The sequence below is a fragment of the Pseudomonas sp. LBUM1646 genome, assembly GCF_059716165.1.
In genome coordinates this window covers 1,709,212-1,735,489 of the sequence record NZ_CP166810.1, presented here as the reverse complement: position 1 = coordinate 1,735,489, position 26,278 = coordinate 1,709,212, and the positions used below count along the sequence as shown (strand labels likewise).

The window sequence follows — 26,278 nt, the reverse complement described above, 5'->3', positions numbered from 1 at the left end:
GCATGAGTCAGCTCTATAAGCGAGCCTTAAACACAGATATTTAATCGACATCTCCAGACACTGACTCAGGCTCCACATCCTTGCGTCGTTACCTACAGCAGCGCCAGAATCCGCCGGCTTGTGCGCTATGGGGTCGGGCTTTATCGTTTCAGGGTCGTTGATGAGTCATTGATCGGCGTTAACCGTCCGACTCAATCAGGGCACGCCAGCGTCCAAGACCTGGTTCAGGTGGTCTGCCTGGACTATCGCGTTGCGGTGGTTGTGCGTGGGACACCTTCGGGTGTGCCGGATCCCTTGATTTCCGGTCGATCAACCTGTGTACAGCTGCCACCTTGATTCGTTTGATCGCGAACGGTGGCGGATCCCACAATCAAGGAGCTTCGCCGTGTTCAAAGCCACACCCAATCCGCCGCGCAAACCCCGTTCACTCTTCTTCGTCTCCCCCGACATCTCACGCCTATGAATCACTGGCCTCGGCCAATGTCATGCCCAACGATTTGGCTGGCTTCCTGGAAAGTCCTCACCGCCACACGCTGCTCGGTATCGCGCAGGTCATCATGCTCGGCGAATTGGCGGTGAATCAGGCACTGGATAATCTCGATCCGCAGAGTTAGCGCAGACTGATCATTCCCACGCTCGCGCGTGGGAATGCAGCCCGGGACGCTCCGCGTCCCTTCTAGAGCCGAACGCGGAGCGTCCGTTGAGGCATTCCCACGCGGAGCGTGGGACGATCCTGCGACCACAAAAAAACCCGCCAACCCCTATCAAGAGGATGGCGGGTTTCGTCGTTTCAGCCCTACCGCATCAAACCGTATCCACCTTCAACGAGTGATCATTGAGCATGCCGGTGATGATGGTCGCCGTGTCATGCCCGCCAGCAACCACCCCACCCGCTCCCGGCGTAACGCCGTAGTGGCTGGCCAGGTTGACGCCGGCCAGGTCGATGGTCTGGGTCGGTGTGGCGCCGGCCATGGCGCTGACGTCGATGCTGGTGACCAGGCTTGCACCGCTGCCGGTGACGGTGAAGTGCAGGTAGTCATCCAGCGAGGCGGTGGTGCCGTTTTCGCCTTGCAGTAGTTGTGACAGGTCGAGTTTGTCGGTGCCGGGGGTGAAGTCGGTGACCACGTCGTGGCCGCTGTTGCCGGCCAGCCACTGGAAGGTGTCGGCCCCCGAACCGCCGGTGAGGGTGTTGTTGCCCAGGCCGCCGATGAGGATGTCGTCGCCGCCACCGCCGTTGAGCGTGTCGTTGCCCAGGCCGCCGTTGATCACGTTGCTGTTGTTGTCTCCGGTCAGGGTGTCGTTGAAATTGGAGCCGGTCAGGTTCTCGATGCCCGTGAGGGTGTCGGTGCCCGCGCCAATTGTGTTTTGCGCGGTGAGCAGGCCCAGGTTGACGGTGACGCCGGCCGTGGCGTGGGCGTAGCTGGCGGTGTCAGTGCCAGTGCCGCCGTCGAGCAGGTCGTTGCCTGCCCCGCTGTAGAGCAAGTCATTGCCGGCGCCGCCATGCAGTTCGTTGTTGCCTGAGCCTGCGGTGAGCACGTCGTTGCCGTCGCCGGCGTTGAGGATGTTGTTGCCGGTGCCGGCCACCAATACGTCATCGCCCGAGGTGCCGGTGAGGGTGTGGCCGTCCTGGTAGCTGATGGTCACGTTCGCCGTGTCGCTGCCGCCATGGTTGTCGTTGGCGGTGTAGGTGCCGTGGTAGTCCGGGGTGAGGTCGTGGGCCCCGGCGTAGTTGACGGTCATGGTCAGCTGATAGTTTTCGGACCCCGTGGTGTTACTGCCACTGGTGTTGGTGATGTTTGTGACGTGGATCTGGTAGGTGCCATCGGATGTCGCGGTGATGGTTGCGCCATCGGCGATGGTCACAAACGCACCGCCATTGAGCGAGTACTCCATGGTGATGTGACCACCCGCCAGGTTGTGGTCGAGGTTGAGGGTTTCGCCCTGTTTCAGTTTGACGGTGATGAGGTCTTCATCGTTGGCGTTGGACGTAGTGACCGCGCCCAGGTAGCCGCTGATCACCAGCACCGCCGTCATGGCTGCCGAGTTCGCCGCAAAGGAATTACGCACATCGGCCAGTGCCTGATTGGCGGCATTGTTGCCGTTGCCGGCAAAGCTGATGGCGCCAGTGCCGGTGAAGTCAGCGCCCTTGGCCACCCAACCGGTGTTGAACGTGGTCGGGGTCGCGGTCATCGGATCGCCATTGGCGTCGGTGTCGTTGGCCAGCAGCAGTTCGCCCGGTACCACGATGGTGCTCGACAGCACGTTGGTGATGATGTGGTCATCGACCGCCACCGGTGGCGCATTCGGAATGACTTTGACGGTCAGCGTCGAGCTGGCCAGGTCGCCGTCGTTGTCGCTGACGGTGAAGCCGATGTTTTCGGTGATCATCACCGCTGTGGTTTTCTGCGAGGTGTAGGTGTACTCACCCGTGTCGAGGTTCACCACCAGCGTGCCGCTGTTGTTGGTGGCGATGCTGATGGTGTTGTTCACCGTGTTGAACGTGCCGTGGTTAGTGCCACTGAACGTCAGCGCGCCCTGGTTGCTGTTGCCTTTCGGGTCGTAGGTGTAGGTGGTGCCATCGACCACGAGGGTTTTGATAAAACCGCCATCGGCGCCGAACGTGCCGCCCTCCAGCAGCGTGCCGGTGACCGGTGCGCCCTGCACAGTGCCCGAGAGCACCGAGTTGAGTTGGTTGAGGTCGGTCACCACCACCGCGTTGGTGTTGGTGTGGGTGCTGCCGTCATAGGCAACCGGGTTGAGGTTGGCGTTGCTGACGCCGCTGCCCAGGCCAATCGCGTAGTTCTTGATGCCGTTGGCGTCGAGGAAGTTCTTCAAAGCGGTTTCGTCCGCCGTGCCGATTTCCTGGCCGGAGGTCGGCTTGCCGTCGGAGAAGAAGTAACCGACGTTCTGTGCACCGGTCAGTTTGCCGGCAGTGTTGAACGCGGCTGGCATCATCGCCACAGCGGCATCGTAGTTGGTGCCACCACCTGCCGTCAGGCCAGAGATGATCGACTTGGCGGTGGCCACATCGACCCAGACCGAGGTCTTGTCGGTGGCGCTACTGCTGAAGGTAACGATCTGTACTTTCACATCGCCGAGGTCGTCGTACTTGTCGAGCAAGGCACTGATCGCCTGCTTGGCCAATTCCAGTCGCGACAGGCCAGGCACGCCGGACGGGTCGACCATACTGCCAGAGACGTCAATCACCAGCAGCAGGTTGGAATCGATTTCCACCGCCGTCACCGAACGGTCCGACGCCACGGCTTTTGGCACGTCATCGACGATGTTGACCACGATGGTGCTGGTGGTGCTGTTGCCCAGCGCATCGGTGGCTTTGTAAGTGAAGCTTTCGCTCAGGGTGTTCGGCCCGTCGTTGGCATTCGGCGAAGTTTTCGGCGCCGACGTCAGGGTGTAGGTGTAGCTGCCGTCCGGGTTGATCAGGATCTGCCCGTAGGTCCCGGTGGCGCTGCCGACCACGCTGTAAGTGAGCGGACCGGTGCCGCCGGTGACCGAACCGACCAGGGTGCCCGTGGCGGTTTCGCCCGTGCTGGTCGGGTCGCTGCCAGTGACCGTGCCGGGTGCCAGGTCCAGGCCATCCTTGCTCAGGTCGAGGGCTTTTTCGAAGACTGTCACGTCCTGATCGACCACGGCTTTGAGAGCGTTGTCGGTGACGTTGATGGTGATGGTGGTGGTGCTTTCATCGCCGTCGGAATCACGCACGGTGTAGACGAAGGTATCGGAGGCCCCCGCCACGCCGACCGAGTTCGGGTTGCTGTGGTACACGGCGTTGCCTGCGGCATCCAGGGTCAAGTAGCCGTAGGTGCCGTTGATGTTGGTGCCCAGGCCGCCCACGGCCGAAGTCGCGGTGCTGCTGCCGGCGCGCACGCCGATCACCGCCCCGCCCGCTGCTGCGCCATCGGCACCGAGCACGTCGTTGCCGAGCACGCTGATGTTGACGGTCGCGCCTTCGGCCACGGTGCCAGTGTTCGGTGCAGCGGTTGGCAAGTCATCGACGATGTTGACGTTGATCTGCCCCAAAGCGGTGCTGCCATCGGCGTCCGTCGCTACCACGTTGAAGTTTTCGCTGATGCTGTTGGCGCCGTTGGCGGTCGGATGGGTTTCGTTGTCCACCAGTGTGTAGCTGTAGCTGACCACGCCGGTGCTCGCGTTGTAACCGGTGATGGTGAACGTGCTGCCGAGCGCCGTGGTTACCGATTGCGGGAAGCCTGCCGCCACGCCGCCAGCAACGACATGAATGCCGCCGACATCGAGGGTTTGCAAGCCGTCCAGCGCGGTGACGGTGAAGGTGCCGCTCTGGGTCAGCGCTGGCGTGTTGGGGCTGGTGCCGTCGCTGAGGTTTTTCTCGTAGACGGTCAGTTCGCCGCCATTGACGTTGAGGCCATTGAGGGTGACGGGGTCGTCGTTGTTGTGGATGTTCAGCACCAGGTTGGCGGTGCTGGTATCGCCGTCCGAATCGGTGATGGTGTAGGCGAACGTTTCCGTGCCGTTGCCGCCGCCGTGCAGGTTTTTGAAGTCTGCATCACTGGTGTTGAGGGTGTAGGTGTAGGTGCCGTTGGCATTCAGCACCAAGGTGCCGTAAGTCCCGGCGAAGGTGCCAGGGGTGACAGGCCCGGCATTCGGCCCGGTGGCAACGAGGTCCGCGCCCTGAATGTCGTTGGCCAGGACGTTGCCATTGAGCGTCAACGCAGTCTCTGAAGCCGCGCCAACGTTGCTGTCGTTTACCGCTTTTGGTACGTCATCGACGATCTGCACGACGATGGTGCTGGTGGTGCTGTTGCCCAGCGAATCGGTGGCCTGGTAGGTGAAGCTTTCAGTCAGCGCATTGGCGCCGTCATCGGCATGCGGCGTGGTGCTCGCAGGCGATGTCAGGGTGTAGGTATAGGTGCCGTTGGGGTTGAGCTGGATCTGGCCAAAGTTGCCATTGGCGCTACCGACCAGGGTGTAAGTGATCGCACCGATGGCCCCGGTGACCGAGCCGACCAGGGTGCCGCTGGCGGTTTCGCCGGTGCTGGTCGGGTCGCTGCCGACGACGGTGCCGGCCGCCAGGTCCTGGCCATCTTTTGTCAGGTCCAGGGCCTTTTCGTAGACGGTCACGTCGGTATCGCTGACCGCTTTGATGCAGCTGTTCGACACGTCGATGGTGATGGTGGTGGTGCTTTCATCGCCATCGGCATCGCGCACGGTGTAGACGAAGGTATCGGTGGCGCCCGGGGCGTTCACCGCGTTGGGATTGCTGTGATAGACCGCATTGCCGTTGGCATCCAGAGTCAGGTAACCGTAGGTGCCGTTGATGTTCGAGCCCAGGCCGCCGATGGCCGAGGTCGAGGTATCGCCGCCGGCGCGAACGCCCACCACCGCACCTCCGAGCGCCGGGCCGTCGGCACCGCCGATATCGTTATCCAGCACGTTGCCCGAAACCGTCCCGCCCTCCGCCACCGACGCGCTGTCCGGGTGGGCCGTCGGCAAGTCGTCGACGATATTGACGTTGATTTGATTGGTTGCCGTGCTGCCGTCGGTGTCCGTGGCCACCACGTTGAAGTTTTCAGTGATGCTGTTCGCACCGTTGGCGGTCGGGTGGGTTTCGTTGTCCACCAGGGTGTAGCTGTAGCTGACAACACCAGTGGTTGCGTCGTACCCCGTCACGGTCAGCGTACTGCCCAGCGGCGTCACGATCGATTGTGGGAAACCGGCAGCCACGCCACCGACCACCACATGAATGCCGCCGACGTCGAGGGTTTGCAAGCCGTCGAGGGCGGTGACGGTGAACGAACCGGTCTGAGTCAGGGCCGGCGTGTTGGGGCTGGTGCCGTCGCTGAGGTTTTTCTCGTAGACCGTCAGTTCGCCACCCACGACATCGAGGCCGTTGAGGGTCACCGGGTCATCGTTGTTATGGATGTTCAGCACCAGGTTGGCGGTGCTGGTATCGCCGTCGGCATCGGTAATGGTGTAGGTGAACGTTTCCGTGCCGTTGCCATTGCCGTGCAGGTTTTTGAAGTCGGCGTCGCTGGTGTTCAGGGTGTAGGTGTAAGTGCCGTTGGCATTGAGGACCAAGGTGCCGTATGTGCCGGTGAAAGTGCCGGGGGTGATCGGGCCTGCGCTTGGACCCGTTGGTACGCGATCCGCGCCTTGCACGTCGTTGGTCAGCACATTGCCGTTCAACGTCAGCAAGGTTTCGGACGCGGTGCCGGCGTTGCTGTCGTCCACGGCTTTTGGCAGGTCGTCGATCACATTGACGTCCAGCGAACCGTTCGCCGTGGTGCCGTTGTCATCGACCACAGTCACTGCAAATTGCTCAGGCAGGTTATTCGCACCGCCCGCAGTCGGATGCGCATCGTTGCCGTTCAAGGTGTAGCTGTAGCTGACAACACCGGTAGTTGCATCGAAACCAGTGATGGTCAGGGTGTTGCCCAACCCGGTAGAAATCGATTGCGGGAAGCCAGCCGCCACGCCGCCGCTGACGACAGTGATGCCGCCGACGCTGAGGGTTTGCACGCCATCGAGGGCAGTGATGGTGAAGGTGCCGCTTTGGGTCAGTTGGGTGCTGTCGGGGGCGCTGCCGAGGCTGAGGTTTTTCTCGTAGACAGTGAGTTCGCCGCCCTCGACGTTCAGCCCATTGATGATGACGGGGTCGTCGTTGTTGTGGATTTGCAGCACCAGGTTGGCGGTGCTGGTGTCGCCGTCAGAATCGGTGAGGGTGTAGGTGAAGTTTTCGGTGCCGTTACCGCCACCGTGCAGGGCTTTGAAATCTGCATCGCTGGTGTTCAGCGTGTAGGTGTAAGTGCCGTTGGCGTTGAGCACCAGAGTGCCGTAAGTCCCGGCGAAAGTGCCGGGAGTCACCGGCCCGGTGGCCACGCGATCCGCGCCTTGCACGTCGTTGGTCAGCACGTTGCCATTCAGTGTCAGCAGCGTTTCCGAAGCGGTGTTTGCATTGCTGTCGTCCACAGCCTTGGGCACGTCGTCGATCACATTGACGTCCAGCGAACCGTTCGCCGTGGTGCCGTTGTCATCGACCACGGTCACTGCAAATTGCTCAGGCAGGTTATTCGCACCGCCCGCAGTCGGATGCGCATCGTTGCCGTTCAAGGTGTAGCTGTAGCTGACCACACCGGTAGTTGCATCGAAACCAGTGATGGTCAGGGTGTTGCCCAACCCGGTAGAAATCGATTGCGGGAAGCCAGCCGCCACGCCGCCGCTGACGACAGTGATGCCGCCGACGCTGAGGGTTTGCACGCCATCGAGGGCAGTGATGGTGAAGGTGCCGCTTTGGGTCAGTTGGGTGCTGTCGGGGGCGCTGCCGAGGCTGAGGTTTTTCTCGTAGACAGTGAGTTCGCCGCCCTCGACGTTCAGCCCATTGATGATGACGGGGTCGTCGTTGTTGTGGATTTGCAGCACCAGGTTGGCGGTGCTGGTGTCGCCGTCAGAATCGGTGAGGGTGTAGGTGAAGTTTTCGGTGCCGTTACCGCCACCGTGCAGGGCTTTGAAATCTGCATCGCTGGTGTTCAGCGTGTAGGTGTAAGTGCCGTTGGCATTCAAAACGAGGGTGCCGTAAGTCCCGGTAAAAGTGCCCGGAGTCACCGGCCCGGTGGGCACGCGATCCGCGCCTTGCACATCGTTGGTCAGCACATTGCCATTCAGTGTCAGCAAGGTTTCCGAAGCCGTGCTCGCATTGCTGTCGTCCACAGCCTTGGGCACGTCGTCGATCACATTGACGTCCAGCGAACCGTTCGCCGTGGTGCCGTTGTCATCGACCACGGTCACTGCAAATTGCTCAGGCAGGTTATTCGCACCGCCCGCAGTCGGATGCGCATCGTTGCCGTTCAAGGTGTAGCTGTAGCTGACCACGCCGGTAGTTGCATCGAAACCAGTGATGGTCAGGGTGTTGCCCAACCCGGTAGAAATCGATTGCGGGAAGCCAGCCGCCACGCCGCCGCTGACGACAGTGATGCCGCCGACGCTGAGGGTTTGCACGCCATCGAGGGCAGTGATGGTGAAGGTTCCGCTTTGGGTCAGTTGGGTGCTGTCGGGGGCGCTGCCGAGGCTGAGGTTTTTCTCGAAAACGGTGAGCTCGCCACCATCAGCGTTCAACCCGCCAAGCGTCACCGGGTCATCGTTGTTGTGGATCTGCAGCACCAGGTTGGCGGTGCTGGTGTCGCCGTCAGAATCAGTGATGGTGTAGGCGAAAGTTTCCGTGCCGTTACCGCCACCGTGCAGCGCTTTGAAATCGGCATCGCTGGTGTTCAGCGTGTAGGTGTAAGTGCCGTTGGCATTCAAAACGAGGGTGCCGTAAGTCCCGGTAAAAGTGCCCGGAGTCACCGGCCCGGTGGGCACGCGATCCGCGCCTTGCACATCGTTGGTCAGCACGTTGCCGGTCAACGTCAGCAGCGTTTCAGACGCGGTGCCGTTGCTGTCATCCACAGCCTTGGGCACGTCATCGGTGATGTTGATGTCCAGCGAGCCCGTGGCCGTATCGCCATTGGTGTCCCCGGCGACCACGGTGAATTGTTCGCTGAGGTTGTTGGCGCCATCGCCGGCCGAATGGGTTTCGTTGCCGTTGAGGGTGTAGCTGTAACTCACCACGCCGGTGGCCGGGTTGTAGCCGGTAATGGTCAGGGTGTTGCCGAGTTGAGTGGTGATCGATTGCGGAAAACCTGAAGCCGCCCCGCCGCTGATCACGCTGATGCCGCCGATGTTGAGACTCAGCAGGCCGTCAGGCGCGGTCACAGTGAACGTGCCGTTCTGAGTCAGGGCCGCCGGATTGCTCGCCGAGCCGTCGGGCAGATTGGCTTCGTTGAGGGTCAGTTCACCGCCCACGGAGTCGAGGCCGCCGAGGGTCACGAGGTTGTTGACCGGCGGCGCCGGGGTGTTGTCGTTTTGCTGCACATCGGCGTTGTGCCGTTCTTCAGGAAACTCCGGAATGCCGCCGAAACCGGCAGTAGGGAAACCAATGTTCGGATCGATCCGCCCGCCCACTTCTTCCAGCAGCACGAAACTGTGACCGCCACCCAAGACACCGCCAGGGGTACCTGTTGAGGTCGGGCCCGCCGCGGTGGCTTCACCGGTTTGGGTCGGGTCGGCGCCGGCCGCAATGGCTTGCTGGAGTTTTTGTACGTCGGTCAGTTGTGCTTCGCTCGGCGTCACCGCTTCAGGCGTGTCCACATGGGGCGCTTGATGCGCGAGCAATTGGGAGGTCATTTGCAGGCTGCTGCCTCGCCCAAGCGTCAATTCCTGGCCATTTTGCAGATGCACCGCCACCGCGCCTTCGGCCCCGGTGACCAGTTGATCGCCGGCGAACAACCGGTCGCCCTCGACCAACGCACGTCGAGTACCGTCGGCCGCAACCGCGAACACCTGACCAATAACCTTACTGACGATCCCAATGAGCGTAGCCATGTGCAAATCTCCTGCGCTGCCAACCGCTGTCGGCATCTGGTTGCGCGAAAAACGTGCTCATGGCGACAGCGGGCTGTCTGGCGGATCGTCTACCGGAACGCGTTTACCGAAGTAAACCGCGTTCCTGGCGACGTTCTCGCCAAGCGTGTCACTCGCGGGCCATTTGTCCGGCTCGGCATAAAACCCTCTGCAATCAATGGCATCGGGTTCCAACTGCGGAACAACCTCCCTGCGAGCGATGCGTAACGGTTCTGAATCATCAGAGTGACAAAAAACTGTCACTCAAAAACCGTCCCACTCCCTCCCCTCCAGCACTTCTCCGCCCTATGTCGCTAAGTGGATTGAACTTTCCTCAAACCCTTCACAAGCTCCCTAAGGCTCATAAATCAAGGGCTTTCGGATTGAACAATGTGCTGGATTTTTCAGAGCGCATAAGTTTTTTTTGACATAACCCTTATGAGAAATAGTTCTTAGGTTTTCCCTAGAATGTTCTTAGCTCTGTTGTTACAAGAGTGAAACGGTTTCGCCTAAAAAGCGTCAAGTATTTGACGACAAGTAAGCACCATCAGGAAACAGGGAGAAGTACCCATGCGCCTTTTAACCCCCCTCTGCAGCGCGGTTTTGCTGGCCATGGCCTGCACTTCTCAGGCTCAGGCCATGTCGATGACCGACGCGATTCAAAGCACCATCGCGACGCATCCCGAACTTGCATCGCGCGTGGACGCGCGTCTGTCAGCGGATGAACAAGTGAAAGTCGCCAAAGGGGGCTTCTATCCATCAGTAGATTTGAACGCCGCTTACGGGCGCGGTTACAGCGACAACACCAACACCCGGGCCTTCGGTAATCACCACACCGAAATCCTCAATTACACCCAGTCGGAATTGCGCCTGCGACAGATGTTGTTCGACGGGTTCAACACCGCCAACGAAGTCGAGCGCACCAAAGGCGTGTCCAACTCCCGGGCCTATTACGCCCAGGGCACCGCCCAGGATCTGGCCCTGCGCACCATCGAGGTGTACCTCGAAGTGCTCAAGCGCCGTGAACTGGTGACGCTCGCCACCAACAACCTGCAAGCCCACATGCGGGTCAACGACCAGATCGGCCTGCGCACCCAGCGCGGTGTCGGCAGCAACGCCGACTCCGATCAGTCCACCGCTCGCCGGGCCCTGGCGCAGAACAACTTGGACACTGCCGAAGTGGATCTGGCCGACGCCGAGTCGAACTTCTACAGCGTTGTGGGGCGTATCCCCGATGAGCTCGAAACCCCGGCATCGACCCGTGGCGAATTGCCGACCAGCCTGCCGGAAGCCCAGCAGAGCATGGTCGAGAACAACCCGTACCTGAAATCCGCCCAGGCCGACGTGCAATCGGCCGAGAGCCAGTACGAAGTCGCCAAGTCGCCGTTCTACCCACGCTTCGACGCCGAAGCCGCGGTGGGCGCCAACAACAACGTGCAGGGCGATGAGGGCCACGACAACGAGTGGCGCGTCGGCGTAGTGATGAACTACAACCTGTTCCGTGGCGGCAGCGACAAGGCGCGCCTGGCCTCCGATGCGCACCAGATCAACCAGGCGATGGACATCCGCAACAACGCCCTGCGCCAGCTCAACGAAAACATCCACTTGGCCTGGAACGCCATGGTCAATGCGAAGAAGCAAACCCCGACTGCTCGCGAATACGCTGACACCACCAAACGCGTGCGCGCGGCCTATCAGGATCAATTCGGCCTCGGCCAGCGGACCCTGCTCGACTTGCTCGACAGTGAAAACGAGCTCTACAACGCCAACCGCCGCTACACCGAAGTGCGCTACACCGAGGAGTACTCGATGTACCGCGTGCTGGCGAACATGGGTCAGTTGCTGAGCAAACAACGGGTGGTGCTGCCCGCCGATGCGATTGCCTCCTCGGAAGTGAAAAACGAAGCCCGTTTGCCTGAGCTGAAGTAAACCCGGTAGGCGCTGCCGAAGGCTGCGATCTTTTGATCTTGAAAAACCCAAAGTCAAAAGATCGCAGCCTGCGGCAGCGCCTACGCGGGGCAATGTGTAGAGGTCTGTGCCAACAACAGGAGCGATCAATTTGACCAGCATGGAACCCGGCAACAGTGGTGTCGATCCGCGCCTGAGCTTCGATGACCCGCTTCTGGACGGTCTGTTGATCCTCTGCAAACTCCACGGCGCGGCAGTCAGCCGCGCCAGCCTGAGTGCCGGCCTGCCTCTGAACAAGCAACGCATGAGCCTGGATCTGCTGCCTCGCGCAGCGGCACGGGCCAGTTTGCAGGCGCGCTTGCTGAGGCGAGATCTGGCGGATATCTCCGCGCTCAATCTGCCGGTCCTGTTGATCCTCAACAATGGCCGTACCGCCGTGCTGCGGCGCTTTGGCGACGATGGTCAGCTGTTGATTCTGCCCAGCGAAGCGGAGGGCGGTGAACAATGGGTCAGCCGTGAAGAGCTGACCGCCAATTACAGTGGCCAGGCGTTATTCGCCCGGCCGCGCCATGAACTCGAAGACCTGCGCTCGCCGCTCGTACCGCGAGTCGAAGCGTGGTTTCGCGACACGCTGAAGCTGTCGAAGTGGCTGTACAGCGATGCGATCCTCGCCAGTTTTTTGATCAACCTGCTGGGGCTGATGGTGCCCTTGTTCGTGATGCAAACCTACGACCGGGTGGTGCCGAACCAGGCCACTTCGACCCTGTGGGTGCTGGCGATCGGACTGCTGATCGGCACCGGGTTTGAATTGGTGCTGCGGGTGGTCCGCGCACACTTGCTGGACACCGCCGGCAAGAAAACCGACGTGATCCTTTCCGCAACCCTGTTCGAACGCATCACCGGCATGTCGATGAAGGCCCGACCGGCGACCATCGGCGGTTTTGCCCAGAGCATCCACGACTTCCAGGGCTTGCGCGAATTTCTCACCGCCGTGACCCTGACCAGCCTGATCGACCTGCCCTTCGCCGTGTTGATGCTGGTGGTGATCGGCCTGCTCGGTGGCTGGCTGGTGGTGATTCCTTTGCTGGCGTTTCCGATCACGATCATTTTCGCGATGATCATTCAGGTGCGTCTGCGCGACACCGTGCAGAAGAGTTTGAGCCTCGGTGCCGAACGCCAGGCGCTGCTGATCGAAACCCTCGGTGGCCTGGAAACCCTTAAAGCGTGCAGCGCCGAAAGCGAGCGCCAGCACAAATGGGAAAGCACCCACGGCGCCCTCACCCGCCTCGACAGCCATGCGCGCAACCTCTCGGCTCTGGCGACCAACGGCACGTTGTTCGTCCAGCAATTTTCCGGCATGGCGACCATCGTCGCCGGGGTCTACAGCATCATCGCCGGCAACCTCAGCGTCGGCGCGCTGGTGGCGACCTACATGCTCGGCAGCCGGGTGCTCGCACCGCTGGGGCAGATCGCCGGTTTGATCACCCGCTACCAGCAAGCGCAGCTGACCATGAAAAGCACCGATGCGCTGATGTCGTTGCCGCAAGAACGCGATCCCAAGCAACGTCCGCTGGAGCGCACGCAATTGCAAGGCGCGATGGACGTCAGCGGCGTGACCTTCCACTACAACGGCCAGAACGCTCCGGCGCTGGCCAACATCAGTTTCAGCGTCAAACCCGGCGAGCGGATCGGCATCATCGGCCGCAGCGGTTCGGGCAAAAGCACCCTGGCGCGACTGGTGATGGGTTTCTACACACCGGAAGAAGGCCAGTTGCTGCTTGATGGCCTGGATCTGCGACAACTCGATGTCGCCGACCTGCGCCAACAAATCGGCTACGTCGCCCATGACTTGCCGCTGTTGGCCGGCAGCCTGCGCGACAACCTGACCCTCGGCGCCCGTTACGTCAGCGATTCACGGATGCTCGAAGTGGCGGAATTGACCGGTGTGACTGAACTCGCCCGCCAGCATCCGCAAGGCTTCGACCGCCCCGTGGGTGAACGCGGACAACTGCTGTCCGGCGGTCAACGCCAAGCGGTGTTGCTGGCCCGGGCATTGTTGCTCGACCCGCCGATCATGCTGCTCGACGAACCTACCAGCGCCATGGACAACAGCAGCGAAGACGTTCTGCGGCAGAAGCTCCATAGCTGGGTCCAGGGCAAAACCCTGCTGCTGGTGACCCACCGCACCTCGATGCTCAGCCTGGTGGATCGGCTGGTGGTGCTGGACAACGGGCGGATCGTCGCCGACGGTCCGAAAGAAGCGGTCATCGATGCACTGCGCAAGGGCCGTGTCGGCTCTGCGGCTGTCTAGGAGTTGCCCATGGCTCGCTCATCGTCCGACGTTTCAAAGGATCGCGGCTACTTCGGCAGCTTCAGCAAAAGTGCGGAAAGCGAATACATGCCGGAAACCGCCGGCGCCGCGTTGCAGGATTCCCCGCGCCTGTCGCGGATCACCGTGTGGTTGGCGGCGGGGTTGCTGATCGCTGCGTTGGTCTGGGCCAAGTTCGCGGTATTGCAAGAAGTCACCATGGGCGAAGGCAAGGCGATTCCGTCGAGCAAGGTCCAGGTGATCCAGAACCTGGAGGGCGGCATCGTCACCGAGATCTTCGTCCGCGAAGGACAAATGGTGAACAAGGGCGACACCCTGCTGCGCCTGGATGACACGCGGTTTCTGTCGAACAAGGGCGAAAGCGAGGCGGATCGCTATGCCTTGACCGCGCAGGTCGAACGCTTGTCGGCCGAGGCCGAGGGGCGGCCATTCAAGCTCTCACCCGAAGTGATCGCCAAGGCGCCGCAAGTGGCCGAAGACGAACGCTCGCTGTACGAACAACGGCAACGGCGACTGGCCAGCGAACAACGCACATTGACCGAACAACTTCGGCAAAAAACCCAGGAACTGGCGGAGTTCCGCTCGAAACAGGGGCAATTCAGTTCCAGCCTGGCGTTGCTGCAACAAGAAATGAACATGTCCGCGCCGCTGGTGGGCACCGGGGCGGTGTCGCCGGTTGAAATCCTGCGACTCAAACGCAGCGCGGTGGAGATTCGCGGCTCGCTGAATGCCACCACGTTGGCGATTCCTCGGGCGGAATCGGCGATTAACGAGATCAAAAGCAAGATCGACGAATCGGAGCAATCCTTCCGCTCGGATGCGGCCAAGGAGCTGAATGAAAAACGCACCGACCTGTCGAAAATCACCGCCTCCAGCATCGCCATCGACGACCGGGTGACCCGCACCACGGTGGTGTCGCCGGTGCACGGGATCATCAAGGTATTGAAGGTCAACACCATCGGCGGCGTGGTGCAGCCGGGCAGCGACATGGTGGAAATCGTGCCGCTGGAAGACAACCTGCTGATCGAAGCCAAGGTCCGGCCGCAGGACGTGGCGTTCCTGCACCCGGGCCAGAAAGCCATGGTCAAGTTCAGTGCCTATGACTACACGATTTATGGTGGGTTGAGCGCGAAGCTGGAGTTGATCGGCGCGGACACGATTACCGATGACAAGGGCAACAGCTTCTACCTGATTCAGGTCAGGACCGATAAGAACCACTTGGGCGGGGATGTGAAACCGTTGCTGATTATTCCGGGAATGGTGGCGACGGTGGACATTATTACCGGGGAGAAAAGTGTGCTGGATTATCTGCTGAAACCAGTGCTTAAGGCCCGGACCGAAGCGATGCGCGAACGCTAGATCGTTCCCACGCTCCGCGTGGGAACGCCGCCCGGAACGCTCCGCGTCCCTTTCCGGATGTGACGCAGAGCGTCACGGGATGCATTCCTACGCGGAGCGTGGGAACGATCATCTAACCGCCGTGGTTCTTTTGGTAAGTCTCCTCCCCCATCGCCGCAATCTGCCCCTCGATCAACGCCTCGAACGGTTTCAACAACGGCTCGAACGACGTCGGCGCTTCCAGCGTCTGCAACGCCTGCGCAATCGCCTCTACCGTCGACAACGCCCCCGGCCCCGGCGCCTTGCGCAAGCGATACCGCGACACGCCGCCATCCACCAGGGTCACGCGGGGCAACGCCGCCAGCAACGGATTGAGGTGCAACATCTTGCGCGCCTTGCGCCAGGTGCCGTCCGGGACCACCAGCAACAGCGGCTGATCATTTTCCGCATAGCACTGCAAAGGCTGCGCCTCGTCAGCAGGAAACAACAACCGCGCCTGATAACCGGGCTGGTTCAACAGCGCCGGCAAATCCTCGAACACCTCACCGACGATCAGCTCGGCATTCTTCAAGCCCAATGCGGCGAGACGCGCGGTGTTCAGCGCATGGTTCACTTCACTGGGATGCTGCAACAGCAACACCCGGGTGCGGCTGTCGAGGCTTGGGATCAGCGGGCACAGGCAATGGGTTTGTGGGCGCAGGCAGCGCGGGCATTGGATTCTGGGCATGCTTCTTTTTCCTTTAAGCAGCCTGGTTGAGCTGTGCTTTAAGCAAATCGCGGAAGGTCTGGATCAGCGGTTCGCGGCTGCGGCCACGGCGTACGATCATCGAGAACGGTGCCTGATAACCAAAGGTCGCCGGCAGCAACACCCGCAAATCACCCTTGTCGGCCCAGGCCTGCGCATAGTGCTCCGGCAGGTAGCCGATGTAGGCGCCGGACAGCACCAGAATCAGCTGCGCTTCCATACTTTCCACGGTGGCGGCGCTGTGTTTGAAGCCGTGACGCGCCAGTTCCGCCTGGCTCCAATAGCCACGGCCGACCATGCGTTGCTGGGTGATGACTTGTTCGGGAATACGCCGCTCGGTGAACAACGGGTGACGGCTGCTGCAATACAGCCAGTGCTGCTCGCGGTACAGCGGCATATAGACCAGCCCGCTCATGCGCGTGGAAAACGCGCCGATGGCCAGGTCGAGGCGGTTGTCCTGCACGCCGAGTTGCAGTTCGTAGGGGCTCATCACCGACAAATGCAAATGCACCGCCGGGTGTTCCTGGCTGTAGGCGCCGATGGCTTCGGCGAAGGGCAAGGCCTTGTCGCTGACGGTGGAATCGATGACGCCGAGGTTCAAGGTGCCGCGCAGTTCGCCCTTCAACGCTGCCGCGTATTGCTCGAAACCTTCGAGTTCGCCCAATAGCCGCAGGGTTTCCTGGTGGAACAACTCGCCCTTGCTGGTCAGGCTGAAACCGCCGCGACCGCGATGGCAGAGCACCAGGCCAAGCGCCGCTTCGAGCTGGCTCATGTAGGTACTGATCGCCGAGGTCGAGAGGTTGAGCTCTTGCTGGGCGTTGGCAAACCCCTGATGACGGACCACGCTGACGAAGATGCGCAACAGTTTCAGGTCGGGTAAAGCGTTGGCCATGGGGTACTCCAGCAGAAAACCGATCCCGTAGCAGCTGTCGAGCACCGCGAGGCAGCGTTCGGCGGCGCAGCCGTCGTAAAACCTGAACGCGAGGTTTTCCTGAAACACCGCGTTGTCTGATTTCACGACGGCTGCGCCGCCGAACGCTGCCTCGCGGTGCTCGACAGCTGCTACAGGGCACGACGAGATAATGCGTTGTGAGTCTATCGTCACATTTTCCATTAGTTTAGAAAAATCTGAACTAAGTATTTGCCCGTAGCGATTCTTCCCGCCCACTACATTTCGCATGATCGGCCCACAGCGGTGCCCGTCTCTCCCGTGAACGGCGCACTGACATAAATAAAACAACGACGATGAGGCCTTACCCGTGGACAAGATTCTTCACCAACCACTGGGCGGCAACGAAATGCCGCGCTTCGGCGGCATCGCCACCATGATGCGACTCCCCCACTTGACGAGCGCTGCCGGCCTGGACGCTGCCTTCATTGGCGTGCCGCTGGACATCGGCACCTCGCTGCGCCCCGGTACCCGTTTCGGGCCTCGGGAAATCCGCGCTGAATCGGTGATGATCCGCCCGTACAACATGGCCACTGGTGCTGCACCGTTCGATTCGCTGTCGGTCGCCGACATCGGTGACGTGGCGATCAACACCTTCAACCTGCTGGACGCCGTGCGGATCATCGAAGAGTCCTACCACAGCATCCTCGAACACGACGTGATCCCGCTGACCCTGGGCGGCGACCACACCATCACCCTGCCGATCCTGCGGGCCATCCATAAAAAGCACGGCAAGGTCGGCCTGGTGCACATCGACGCCCATGCCGATGTGAACGATCACATGTTCGGCGAGAAAATCGCCCACGGCACCACCTTCCGTCGCGCCGTTGAAGAAGGTCTTCTGGACCCGGACCGCGTGGTGCAAATTGGTCTGCGCGCCCAGGGCTACACCGCTGAAGACTTCAACTGGAGCCGCAAACAAGGCTTCCGTGTGGTTCAGGCCGAAGAGTGCTGGCACAAATCCCTGGCACCGCTGATGGCCGAAGTTCGCGAGAAAGTCGGCGGCGGTCCGGTGTACCTGAGTTTCGACATCGACGGCATCGACCCGGCCTGGGCGCCTGGCACCGGCACCCCGGAAATCGGTGGTCTGACGACCATTCAGGCGATTGAAATCGTGCGAGGCTGCCAAGGCCTCGACCTGGTCGGCTGCGATCTGGTAGAAGTCTCGCCGGCTTATGACACCACCGGCAACACCTCGCTGCTGGCCGCCAACCTGCTGTACGAAATGCTCTGCGTACTGCCTGGCGTGGCCCACCGCTGAGGATTGGTCATGAACGAACGCGATCAGGTTTTGAAAGCGGCCGCCGATCTGGTGACCGCCTTCGCCCGTAACGATCGCGAAGCCTACTTCGGTGCGTTCAGCACCGATGCCAGCTTCGTGTTCTACACCCTCGAACAGCCTCTGCTGTCGCGCGATGCCTATCAGGCGTTGTGGGATAGCTGGCGCACCGAGGATGGCTTCGAAGTGCTCTCGTGCACCTCGAGCAACGCCTTCGTCAGCCTGCAGGGTGACGTGGCGATTTTCATCCATGACGTGGCCACCGAGCTGCGCATGCAAGGGGAGCAACACTTCAGCCAGGAGCGCGAGACGATTGTTTTCAAGAAACAAGCGTCTGGCCAAGAACAACAAGGCCATTGGCTAGCCTGCCATGAACATTTGTCCGCAATGCCGGAAGGGCTGCCCTCCCCTTAGCCAAACAGGTGACGCTCACGCACGATGAGCGCGCCTTTATGATCGGAGCTGATCATGAATAACAACAACAAAGAAAAAAGCCTTAGCAGCATTGAAACAAACGGGGTCGAACAGATCCCGGATCATGAGCGCGACGCCAAACCCAGCGACCTGTTTCGCTTGATCTTCGGCGGCGCCAATACTTTCGCCACAGCGGTGCTCGGCAGTTTTCCCGTGCTGTTCGGCCTTTCCTTCCAGGCGGGCGTGTGGGCGATTGTGCTGGGCGTAGTGCTTGGCGCGCTGATCCTTGCGCCGATGGGTCTGTTCGGGCCGATCAATGGCACCAATAACGCGGTGTCCTCCGGTGCGCACTTCGGCGTGCACGGACGGATTGTCGGTTCGTTTCTGTCGCTGTTGACCGCCATCGCCTTCTTCTCGCTCTCGGTATGGAGTTCGGGAGATGCGCTGATCGGTGGCGCCAAACGGCTGATCGGCCTGCCGGAAACCGACCTGACCCTGGGCCTGGCCTACGGTCTGTTTGCGATCCTCGTGCTGACCGTGTGCATCTACGGCTTCCGCTTCATGCTGTGGGTCAATCGCATCGCGGTGTGGGCCGCCAGCCTGCTGTTCCTGCTCGGCATCTTTGCATTCGCCCCGACCTTCGACAGTCAGTTCGCCGGCACCGTCGCCCTGGGACAGGCCGGTTTCTGGGCCGCCTTCATCGGCGCCGCGCTGGTGGCCATGAGCAATCCGATTTCCTTCGGTGCGTTTCTCGGTGACTGGTCGCGCTACATCCCGCGTGAAACCCCGAAGGGCCGAATCATGTTCGCGGTGATTGCGGCGCAAATCGCGACGCTGATCCCGTTCCTGTTCGGCCTGGCCACCGCGACCATCGTGGCGATCAAGGCACCGGACTATATCGCAGCCAACAACTACGTCGGCGGTCTGCTGGCCGTTTCGCCGAGCTGGTTCTTCCTGCCGGTGTGCCTGATTGCGGTGATCGGCGGCATGTCCACCGGCACCACGTCGCTGTATGGCACCGGGCTGGACATGTCCAGCGTGTTCCCTCGGGTGCTGTCGCGGGTCAAGGCAACATTGCTGATCGGTGTGATGTCGATTGCCTTCATCTTCATCGGGCGCTTTGCGGCGAACCTGGTACAGAGCGTGTCGACCTTCGCCGTGCTGATCATCACCTGCACTACCCCGTGGATGGTGATCATGATCATCGGCCTGGTGGTGCGTCGCGGCTTCTACTGCCCGGATGACCTGCAAGTGTTCACCCGTGGCGAGAAAGGTGGCCGCTACTGGTTCACCCACGGCTGGAACTGGCGTGGCCTGGGAGCCTGGATCCCGAGTGCGCTGGTGGGTTTGTGCTTTGTGAACCTGCCGGGGCAGTTCGTCGGTGTGCTGGGCAATTTGGCCGGTGGCATCGACATCAGCCTGCCTGTGACCTTGGGCCTGGCGTCGCTGGTGTACTTCGCGTTGCTGAGCCTGTTCCCGGAACCGCGGGAAGTGTTTGGCCCGCAGGATGCTCGTAGCAAAGGCACGGATTCGCTCGGTAAACCGGCGATGCGCCAAGCCGCCTGACTCAACGCATTACCCCTGTGGGAGCGGGCTTGCTCGCGAAGACGGCGGCACATTCAACATCAATGTGACTGACAAACCGCTCTCGCGAGCAAGCCCGCTCCCACAAGGGAATTGATGTTCGCCTCACCATAAAAAAGACAATCGGAGACACGCCATCATGGCATTGGATTTATTCGTCGTACTCATCTACGCCGCCGCGATGCTGATACTCGGCTATTACGGCATGCGCAAAGCCAAGACCAACGAAGACTTTTTGGTCGCCGGCCGCAACCTCGGCCCGAGCCTGTACATGGGCACCATGGCCGCCACCGTGCTGGGCGGCGCATCCACCGTCGGCACTGTGCGTTTGGGCTACGTCCATGGCATCTCCGGTTTCTGGCTGTGCGCCGCACTGGGTTGCGGGATCGTCGCGCTGAACCTGTTCCTCGCCAAACCGCTGCTGAAACTGAAGATCTACACCGTTACCCAGGTGCTGGAAAAACGCTACAACCCGATGGCCCGCTCCGCGAGCGCGGTAATCATGCTGGCGTATGCGCTGATGATCGGCGTGGTCTCGATCCTGGCCATTGGCACCGTGCTGCAAGTGCTGTTCGGGCTGCCATTCTGGATTTCGGTGTTGCTCGGCGGTGGCGTGGTGGTGATCTACTCGGCCATCGGCGGCATGTGGTCGCTGACCCTGACAGACATCGTCCAGTTCGTGATCAAGACCGTAGGCCTGATGTTCATCCTGTTGCCAATCTGCCTGTACCGCGTTGGCGGTTGGGATCAGTTGGTGCTGAAACTGCCGGCGAGCGCCTTCAGCTTCACCACCATCGGCTGGGACACGATCATCACCTACTTCATGATCTACTTCTTCGGCATCCTGATTGGCCAGGACATCTGGCAACGGGTGTTCACCGTCAAGAGCGCCAAAGTGGCTCAGGTCGCCGGCACATTCGCAGGCTTCTACTGCATCCTTTATGGACTGGCCTGCGCCCTGATCGGCATGGCCGCTCACGTGCTGATCCCGGACCTGGACAACGTCAACAACGCCTTCGCCGCTATCGTTAAGCTGTCCCTGCCGGACGGTATCCGTGGCCTGGTGATCGCGGCGGCGCTGGCTGCGATGATGTCCACTGCCAGCGCCGGCCTGCTCGCCGCTGCCACCACCCTGACCGAAGACCTGCTGCCGAAACTGCGTGGCGGTAAACAGTCGACCCTGGGCATGAACCGTCTGTTCACCCTGCTGACCGGCCTGGTGGTGCTCGGCATCGCACTGGTCGTGAATGACGTGATCAGCGCCCTGACACTGGCGTACAACCTGCTGGTGGGCGGCATGCTGATCCCGCTGATCGGTGCGATTTTCTGGAAACGCGCAAACACCGCCGGCGCTATCGCCAGCATGGGCATGGGCTTCGCCACAGCGTTGCTGTTCATGTTCAAAGACGGTCTGGATGCCAACACCCCGATCTACTACAGCCTCGGCGTAGGTCTGGTGAGTTTCGTGGTGGTCAGCTTGCTGTCCCCTCGCCCTGCAGTGGTGGCCAGCGCCGCCTAAGCTGAACATAACGACTTGATGCTTTCTTCGACGGGTGTGGCGTCGGTTGCCACACCCGTTTTTTTTCGTCTGGAGAAAACCTTTGATGAAGATTGTTTCTCGCGATCAGTGGTTTGAAGTCAAACAGCTCAGTGACGGCATTCGCCTGATTCACGAGACTTACATCCGCCCCTTCTATCGCTGCAACCTCTGGCACATTCAGGGCCGCGACAAGGATCTGCTGCTGGACAGCGGTTCCGGGCTGGTGAGCCTGCGCGAGCAACTGCCGTGGATCACCGAACGGCCGCTGGTAGCCGTGGCCAGTCATTGCCATTTCGACCACATCGCCGGTCATCACGAATTCCCCGAACGGCTGGTGCATCCGGCTGAGGCGGACATCCTCGCCGCACCGGACGGCGACAACGATTTGAGCAAAGCCTTTGTCGGCGACGACATGTTCGAGGCTCACCCCGACTGCCCATTGTGCTACGCCGAATACCGGGTCAAAGCCGCACCAGCCACAGGTTTGATCGAAGAAGGTGACGTGCTGGATCTGGGTGATCGCGTCCTGCAAGTGCTGCACACGCCGGGGCATTCGCCGGGCGGTATCAGCCTTTATGAGGCGGCAACCGAAACCCTCTTCAGCGGCGACATCATTTACGACGGGCCGCTGATCGAAGACGCCTACCACTCCAACCTCGACGACTACGCCCGCAGCTTGCAACGCTTGCGCGCGCTGCCGATCCGCACCGTGCACGGCGGGCATTTCGGCAGTTTTTCCGGGGAGCACTTACGCGGGATGATTGACGAGTGGCAGCGCTCCCACGGCTGAAGCCTGCTGTACTCAGCCCTGGGACAACAACAATAACGCCCTCGAAGAACGACCATGACCAGAGCCGCCGTTCGTGCTGCCGTGCACCGCTTTATCAGCCGCCTGCTGGAAGGACGGGATGACTTCGACGACAACACCAGCCTGGCGCAGTTGGGATTGGACAAAGAGGATATCGAGGAACTGATCTTTCATCTGGAAGATGAGCTGGGGTTGACGGCGTTTACGGCGGAGGAAGACCGGATGCTCAAGAACGCCAGGACGGCGAATGACTTGAGTCGGTTTTTAGTGAAGATTGGGCGGCATTGAATTAGCGCAGCCCTTGTAGCAGCTGCCGAGCCTGCGAGGCTGCGTTCGGCGACGAAGTCGTCGTGAAACCAACCGGCTCGGTGTGTCAGGAAAATTATGCACGCAGGGTTTACGACTGCTTCGCAGCCGAACGCTGCCTCGCGGTGCTCGACAGCTGCTACACGCACTGCTCGGCGGCGGCTACGGCCACTTCGTTACCGGCGACGCGGCTGGCGTCGACGCTGTTCGTCGTCAGTGCGAATAGGCACAGGTTGCAGAGGCGGTTCGATCAAACCGAGTGCGACACCCAGGTCGTGCAGCCAGTTTTGGATTTTCTCTTTCATGGTGCCCCCTTCAGGGTAGTGCCGAGTGGCCGGAATTCTGTAGCCACTTCGCACTGATAATAGTCCGAAGTCCTACGCAATGCTCGCCCAAGATCGCAATGATCTGTTACTGAATGGATCAAAATAGCTGACCGATAGTTCAAGCCAGCGCCCGGGCCTGACTCGGCGCCGTCGGATAGACCAATTGTTGCTGCTCCAACCACGCGTTCAAATTCGCCCCGAACATGCCTTTGCGCCACATCAGCCACGTGGTGGCGCTGGCAAACGGCTCGGCCAACGGGTGCACCGTCACGCTTTCGCGGCCCGGCAGGCTGGCGAGCATCGACTCCGACATCAGCGCCACACCTGAGCCGGCGATCACGCAGGCCAGCATCCCCGGATAAGACTCGATCTCCATCGCCCGGCCCATCGCCGCGTGGTAATGGGCGAACCAGGCTTCCAGGCGCATTCGGTAGGAACACCCCTGACGAAACGTGAACACCGAGCGCCCCTGCACATCCATCGCGCTGAGGATCGGCGGGTGATCGGCCTCGCTGATCAGCACCAACCGTTCGTCGCACAGCGGCACGCCATCGAGCCCCGCCAGTTGCAGCGGACCGTCCACCAACGCGGCATCGAGGCGCCCGGTGAGCAGGCCTTCAAGCAATTCACCGCTGGGACCGGACTGCACTTGCAGGTTCACCGCCGGGTACGTGCGGTGATAGCGCGCCAACAGGCCCGGAAGGTGGATAGCCGCCGTGCTGTACATGGTACCAAGCACGAAGTCCCCGGCCGGTTGCCCGCCCTGCACTGCCGCACTGGCTTCGTCATGCAGGGCAAACAACTTGGCGGTGTAGTCCAGCAGGACTTTTCCCGCAGGCGATAACTGCAAACGCTGACGTTCACGCAGGAACAGTTCGACGCCGAGTTGCTCTTCCAGCTGTTTAAGCCGGGTCGACAGGTTCGACGGCACCCGGTGCAGGCGTTCGGCCGCGCGAGTGATGGAACCTTCCTGCGCGACGGCCTGGAAAATCCGCAATTGGCTGAATTCCACAACCTTCTCCAAATCAGAACAAGTTACTCACTATTATTCATTTTTAAAGAAAGTCAATCAGTCTTAGCCTGACGGTCATTGATCCTCTGTCGGAGTTCAGACCATGTCCCCGCTGATTCGCCTAACCGCCAGTTTCATTGCCCTGATGATGGCCATGGGCATTGGGCGTTTTGCCCTGACGCCGCAACTGCCGCACCTGCTCAGCGAAGGTCAGATCGACCTGACTGCCGCCGGTCTGATTGCGGCGGCCAACTACCTCGGCTACTTCGTTGGTGCGGTGGACGCGATGTTTGCCCGCCGCCATCACCACGTTCGCCTGCGTTTACTCGGTGGATTGTGGCTGTGCGTGCTGCTGACCCTCGCATCGTTCTGGGCCAACGGCTTCTGGTCCCATCTGCTGCTGCGTTTCGGCACCGGCGTGGCCAGCGCCTGGGTGTTGGTGATGATCACTGCGCTGAGCCAGCCACTGGCAGCCGCCGCGGGTCGTCCACGGCTCGGTGCGCTGGTATTTGCCGGACCGGGGCTGGGGATTTTTCTGACGGGGTTACTGGCTTTGGGCTCGCACCTGCTGGGGCAAACTTCCGCGACTTTGTGGCTGGTGTATGCCGCCGTCGCGCTGGTGATGCTGCTGGCCATCCTGCCGTTCCTGCCACAATCGACTGCCGCAGTAACAACACCGACTGCCAGTGCATCAGGTAACCAAGGCATCGGCCGTTTAGGCGTGATCTACGCCTTGTATGGATTGGGCTACATCATCCCGGCCACGTTCCTTTCGCAAATGGCCAACGCGCAGTTCCACGGTCAATGGATGGCAGATTTGTTTTGGCCCTGCTTCGGCCTGGCAGCTGCTATCGGCGTGGTATTGGTGAGTTTGCGTCGACACAACCCGAACGCCACCTGCCATTGGCTGATGGCGACACTATGGCTGCAAGCCGCCGGGGTCTTCGCCTGCTTGCTGGGCAGCGGCCCGGGCCTGGCGCTGGGCGTGATCCTCTGTGGCACGCCGTTCCTGGCCTGCATGCAATTGGTGATGCAACGCTCCCGGGAACTGGCGCCCCACGCCACCCAGCGCAACGCCGGGCTGCTGACCGCTTGCTTCGCGGTCGGTCAACTTGCCGGACCATTGCTGGCCGCGTTAAGCAGCCATTTCAGCGGTGGTTTGCAACCTGCGCTGATAGTCGCCGGCAGTGGTTTGCTGATCGCCGGCGGTTTGCTGCTGAGCCCACTCACTGCTGACCGAGGGCTTTGCGCAAACGACGGCGCACCCACTGCTCAGCGCTGACAAAGGTGATGCCGAGCAGCACCAGCACCGCGCCGATCACGAAGTTGAGGCTCAGGTCCTCACCCAGCAGCACCACGCCAAAGGTGACGCCGAACAGCGGCGTCATGAACGAGAACACCGCCAGGTTCGCTGCCAGATAGCGGCGCAACAGCCAGAACCAGGTCAGGTAACTGAAGAACGACACCACCAAACCCTGGAACAGCACGCTGGCCACCGCCACGGTGGTCAGGCTGACGTGGGTAACCTGGCCGCTGAGGACCGCGATCAGCAGCAGGCCGACAAAACCAACGATCAGTTGATAGAACAGGGTCAGGGTCACCGGAGCTTCCGACAGACGCGAGGCACGCACCACCACGGTCGTCGCCCCCCACGAGGCGCCAGCCAGTACGCCCAAGGCATCCCCCATCAGCATGCGGTGATCGAGGTTGTCCCACGAAACGCCACCCGCAAACGCAATGGCGATCCCGACAAACGCGAGGAAAATCCCCAGCCATTGCACCGGTCTTAAACGCTCGCTGGGCAAGAGCCAATGAACGCCCAATGCAGTGAAGATTGGCGCGGTGTAGAGAAATACCGACATGTGCGCCGCGGTGGTCAGTTGCAAGCCTTCGGAAATGAAAAAGAATTCCAGGCCAAACAGCGCACCGGCCAGTAGTCCGCCGCGCCAGGTGTGGCTGACCTGATCCCAACCACCCTTCCAGCAGATGATCAGTCCTACAAGCAACGCAGAAATACCCGAACGCCCGGCGGCCTGCATGACCGGCGCGATGTCGGGCGCCGCCCACTTGATCATCACTTGCTGCACGCCCCAGATCAGGCACAGCCCGAGCATCACTTGCAGGGCAAACCCATCGGCGCTACGCCGGGTGACGCTCACCGGAACACCTCGACAACACAATCCATGGCAGTGACTCGACAGTCAAAAACAAAGCCCCCGACTCAAGGTCAGGGGCGAAAAATCATGCTGTCGATTATTAACCAGATGGCCAGAAAATGCCGCCTGCCAGAGACCTTTAAATTCCCGGTTGC

At 61.1% G+C, this 26,278-nt stretch carries 16 protein-coding genes and 1 pseudogene; 11 read left to right on the top strand and 6 right to left on the bottom strand.

Features of this window, described 5'->3' with window-relative positions; all coding sequences use genetic code 11:
• Positions 1-452: 452 nt before the first annotated feature.
• A pseudogene (locus ACA071_RS07700) lies at positions 453-614 on the top strand (DUF6124 family protein); the annotation flags it as partial.
• Between the two features lie 190 nt (positions 615-804).
• Here ACA071_RS07700 and ACA071_RS07695 read toward each other — a convergent pair.
• Positions 805-9,411, bottom strand: coding sequence for a retention module-containing protein (locus tag ACA071_RS07695; protein WP_497643814.1), 8,607 nt, complete (start codon positions 9,409-9,411; stop codon positions 805-807).
• A 588-nt stretch (positions 9,412-9,999) separates the two neighbouring features.
• On the opposite strand from ACA071_RS07695, the gene ACA071_RS07690 reads away from it, so the two are divergent.
• The 3 genes from ACA071_RS07690 (at position 10,000) to ACA071_RS07680 (ending at position 15,025) form a co-directional block, all read left to right on the top strand.
• Positions 10,000-11,358 (top strand): TolC family outer membrane protein, encoded by a 1,359-nt coding sequence (locus tag ACA071_RS07690; protein ID WP_497643813.1) that lies wholly within the window; start codon positions 10,000-10,002, stop codon positions 11,356-11,358.
• Between the two features lie 130 nt (positions 11,359-11,488).
• The gene (locus ACA071_RS07685; protein WP_497643812.1) at positions 11,489-13,648 is read left to right on the top strand and encodes a type I secretion system permease/ATPase; all 2,160 of its coding nucleotides are present in this window, start codon (positions 11,489-11,491) and stop codon (positions 13,646-13,648) included.
• A gap of 9 nt (positions 13,649-13,657) precedes the next feature.
• Positions 13,658-15,025: an HlyD family type I secretion periplasmic adaptor subunit gene (locus tag ACA071_RS07680; RefSeq protein WP_497643811.1), complete on the top strand. Its 1,368-nt coding sequence runs from the start codon at positions 13,658-13,660 to the stop codon at positions 15,023-15,025.
• 112 nt (positions 15,026-15,137) lie between these two features.
• On the opposite strand, the gene ACA071_RS07675 is transcribed toward ACA071_RS07680, so the two are convergent.
• Together ACA071_RS07675 and ACA071_RS07670 are read right to left on the bottom strand one after the other, a co-directional pair.
• Entirely contained in the window at positions 15,138-15,731 is a 594-nt protein-coding gene (locus ACA071_RS07675) for a tRNA-uridine aminocarboxypropyltransferase (protein ID WP_497643810.1), read from the bottom strand.
• Positions 15,732-15,744: 13 nt separating this feature from the next.
• Complete coding sequence (locus ACA071_RS07670; RefSeq protein ID WP_008153227.1) at positions 15,745-16,641, bottom strand: LysR family transcriptional regulator; 897 nt, start codon at positions 16,639-16,641, stop codon at positions 15,745-15,747.
• A gap of 367 nt (positions 16,642-17,008) precedes the next feature.
• Here ACA071_RS07670 and speB point away from each other — a divergent pair, with 367 nt between their 5' ends.
• From speB to ACA071_RS07640, 6 genes are all read left to right on the top strand, one after another.
• Complete coding sequence (gene speB, locus ACA071_RS07665; protein WP_497643809.1) at positions 17,009-17,959, top strand: agmatinase; 951 nt, start codon at positions 17,009-17,011, stop codon at positions 17,957-17,959.
• Positions 17,960-17,968: 9 nt separating this feature from the next.
• The gene (locus ACA071_RS07660; protein ID WP_497643808.1) at positions 17,969-18,391 is read left to right on the top strand and encodes a YybH family protein; all 423 of its coding nucleotides are present in this window, start codon (positions 17,969-17,971) and stop codon (positions 18,389-18,391) included.
• Positions 18,392-18,445: 54 nt separating this feature from the next.
• The gene (locus ACA071_RS07655) at positions 18,446-19,957 is read left to right on the top strand and encodes a purine-cytosine permease family protein (RefSeq protein ID WP_497643807.1); all 1,512 of its coding nucleotides are present in this window, start codon (positions 18,446-18,448) and stop codon (positions 19,955-19,957) included.
• A 157-nt stretch (positions 19,958-20,114) separates the two neighbouring features.
• Positions 20,115-21,494, top strand: coding sequence for a sodium:solute symporter family protein (locus tag ACA071_RS07650; RefSeq protein ID WP_497643806.1), 1,380 nt, complete (start codon positions 20,115-20,117; stop codon positions 21,492-21,494).
• A gap of 85 nt (positions 21,495-21,579) precedes the next feature.
• Entirely contained in the window at positions 21,580-22,305 is a 726-nt protein-coding gene (locus tag ACA071_RS07645; protein ID WP_497643805.1) for an MBL fold metallo-hydrolase, read from the top strand.
• A gap of 54 nt (positions 22,306-22,359) precedes the next feature.
• Positions 22,360-22,611 carry an acyl carrier protein gene (locus tag ACA071_RS07640; RefSeq protein WP_497643804.1) on the top strand — a complete coding sequence of 84 codons (252 nt, stop codon included), beginning with the start codon at positions 22,360-22,362 and terminating at the stop codon, positions 22,609-22,611.
• Positions 22,612-22,805: 194 nt separating this feature from the next.
• Here ACA071_RS07640 and ACA071_RS07635 read toward each other — a convergent pair whose 3' ends face one another.
• Together ACA071_RS07635 and ptrR are read right to left on the bottom strand one after the other, a co-directional pair.
• Positions 22,806-22,934: a PA1414 family protein gene (locus ACA071_RS07635; RefSeq protein ID WP_003184145.1), complete on the bottom strand. Its 129-nt coding sequence runs from the start codon at positions 22,932-22,934 to the stop codon at positions 22,806-22,808.
• A 139-nt stretch (positions 22,935-23,073) separates the two neighbouring features.
• Positions 23,074-23,967 carry a putrescine utilization regulator PtrR gene (gene ptrR, locus ACA071_RS07630; RefSeq protein ID WP_497643803.1) on the bottom strand — a complete coding sequence of 298 codons (894 nt, stop codon included), beginning with the start codon at positions 23,965-23,967 and terminating at the stop codon, positions 23,074-23,076.
• A 103-nt stretch (positions 23,968-24,070) separates the two neighbouring features.
• Between ptrR and ACA071_RS07625 the strand changes: the two genes are divergently transcribed.
• Positions 24,071-25,249 (top strand): MFS transporter, encoded by a 1,179-nt coding sequence (locus ACA071_RS07625; protein WP_497643802.1) that lies wholly within the window; start codon positions 24,071-24,073, stop codon positions 25,247-25,249.
• Here ACA071_RS07625 and ACA071_RS07620 read toward each other — a convergent pair.
• Positions 25,194-26,126 carry a DMT family transporter gene (locus ACA071_RS07620; RefSeq protein ID WP_497643801.1) on the bottom strand — a complete coding sequence of 311 codons (933 nt, stop codon included), beginning with the start codon at positions 26,124-26,126 and terminating at the stop codon, positions 25,194-25,196. The genes ACA071_RS07625 and ACA071_RS07620 overlap by 56 nt on opposite strands.
• Positions 26,127-26,278: the final 152 nt, after the last annotated feature.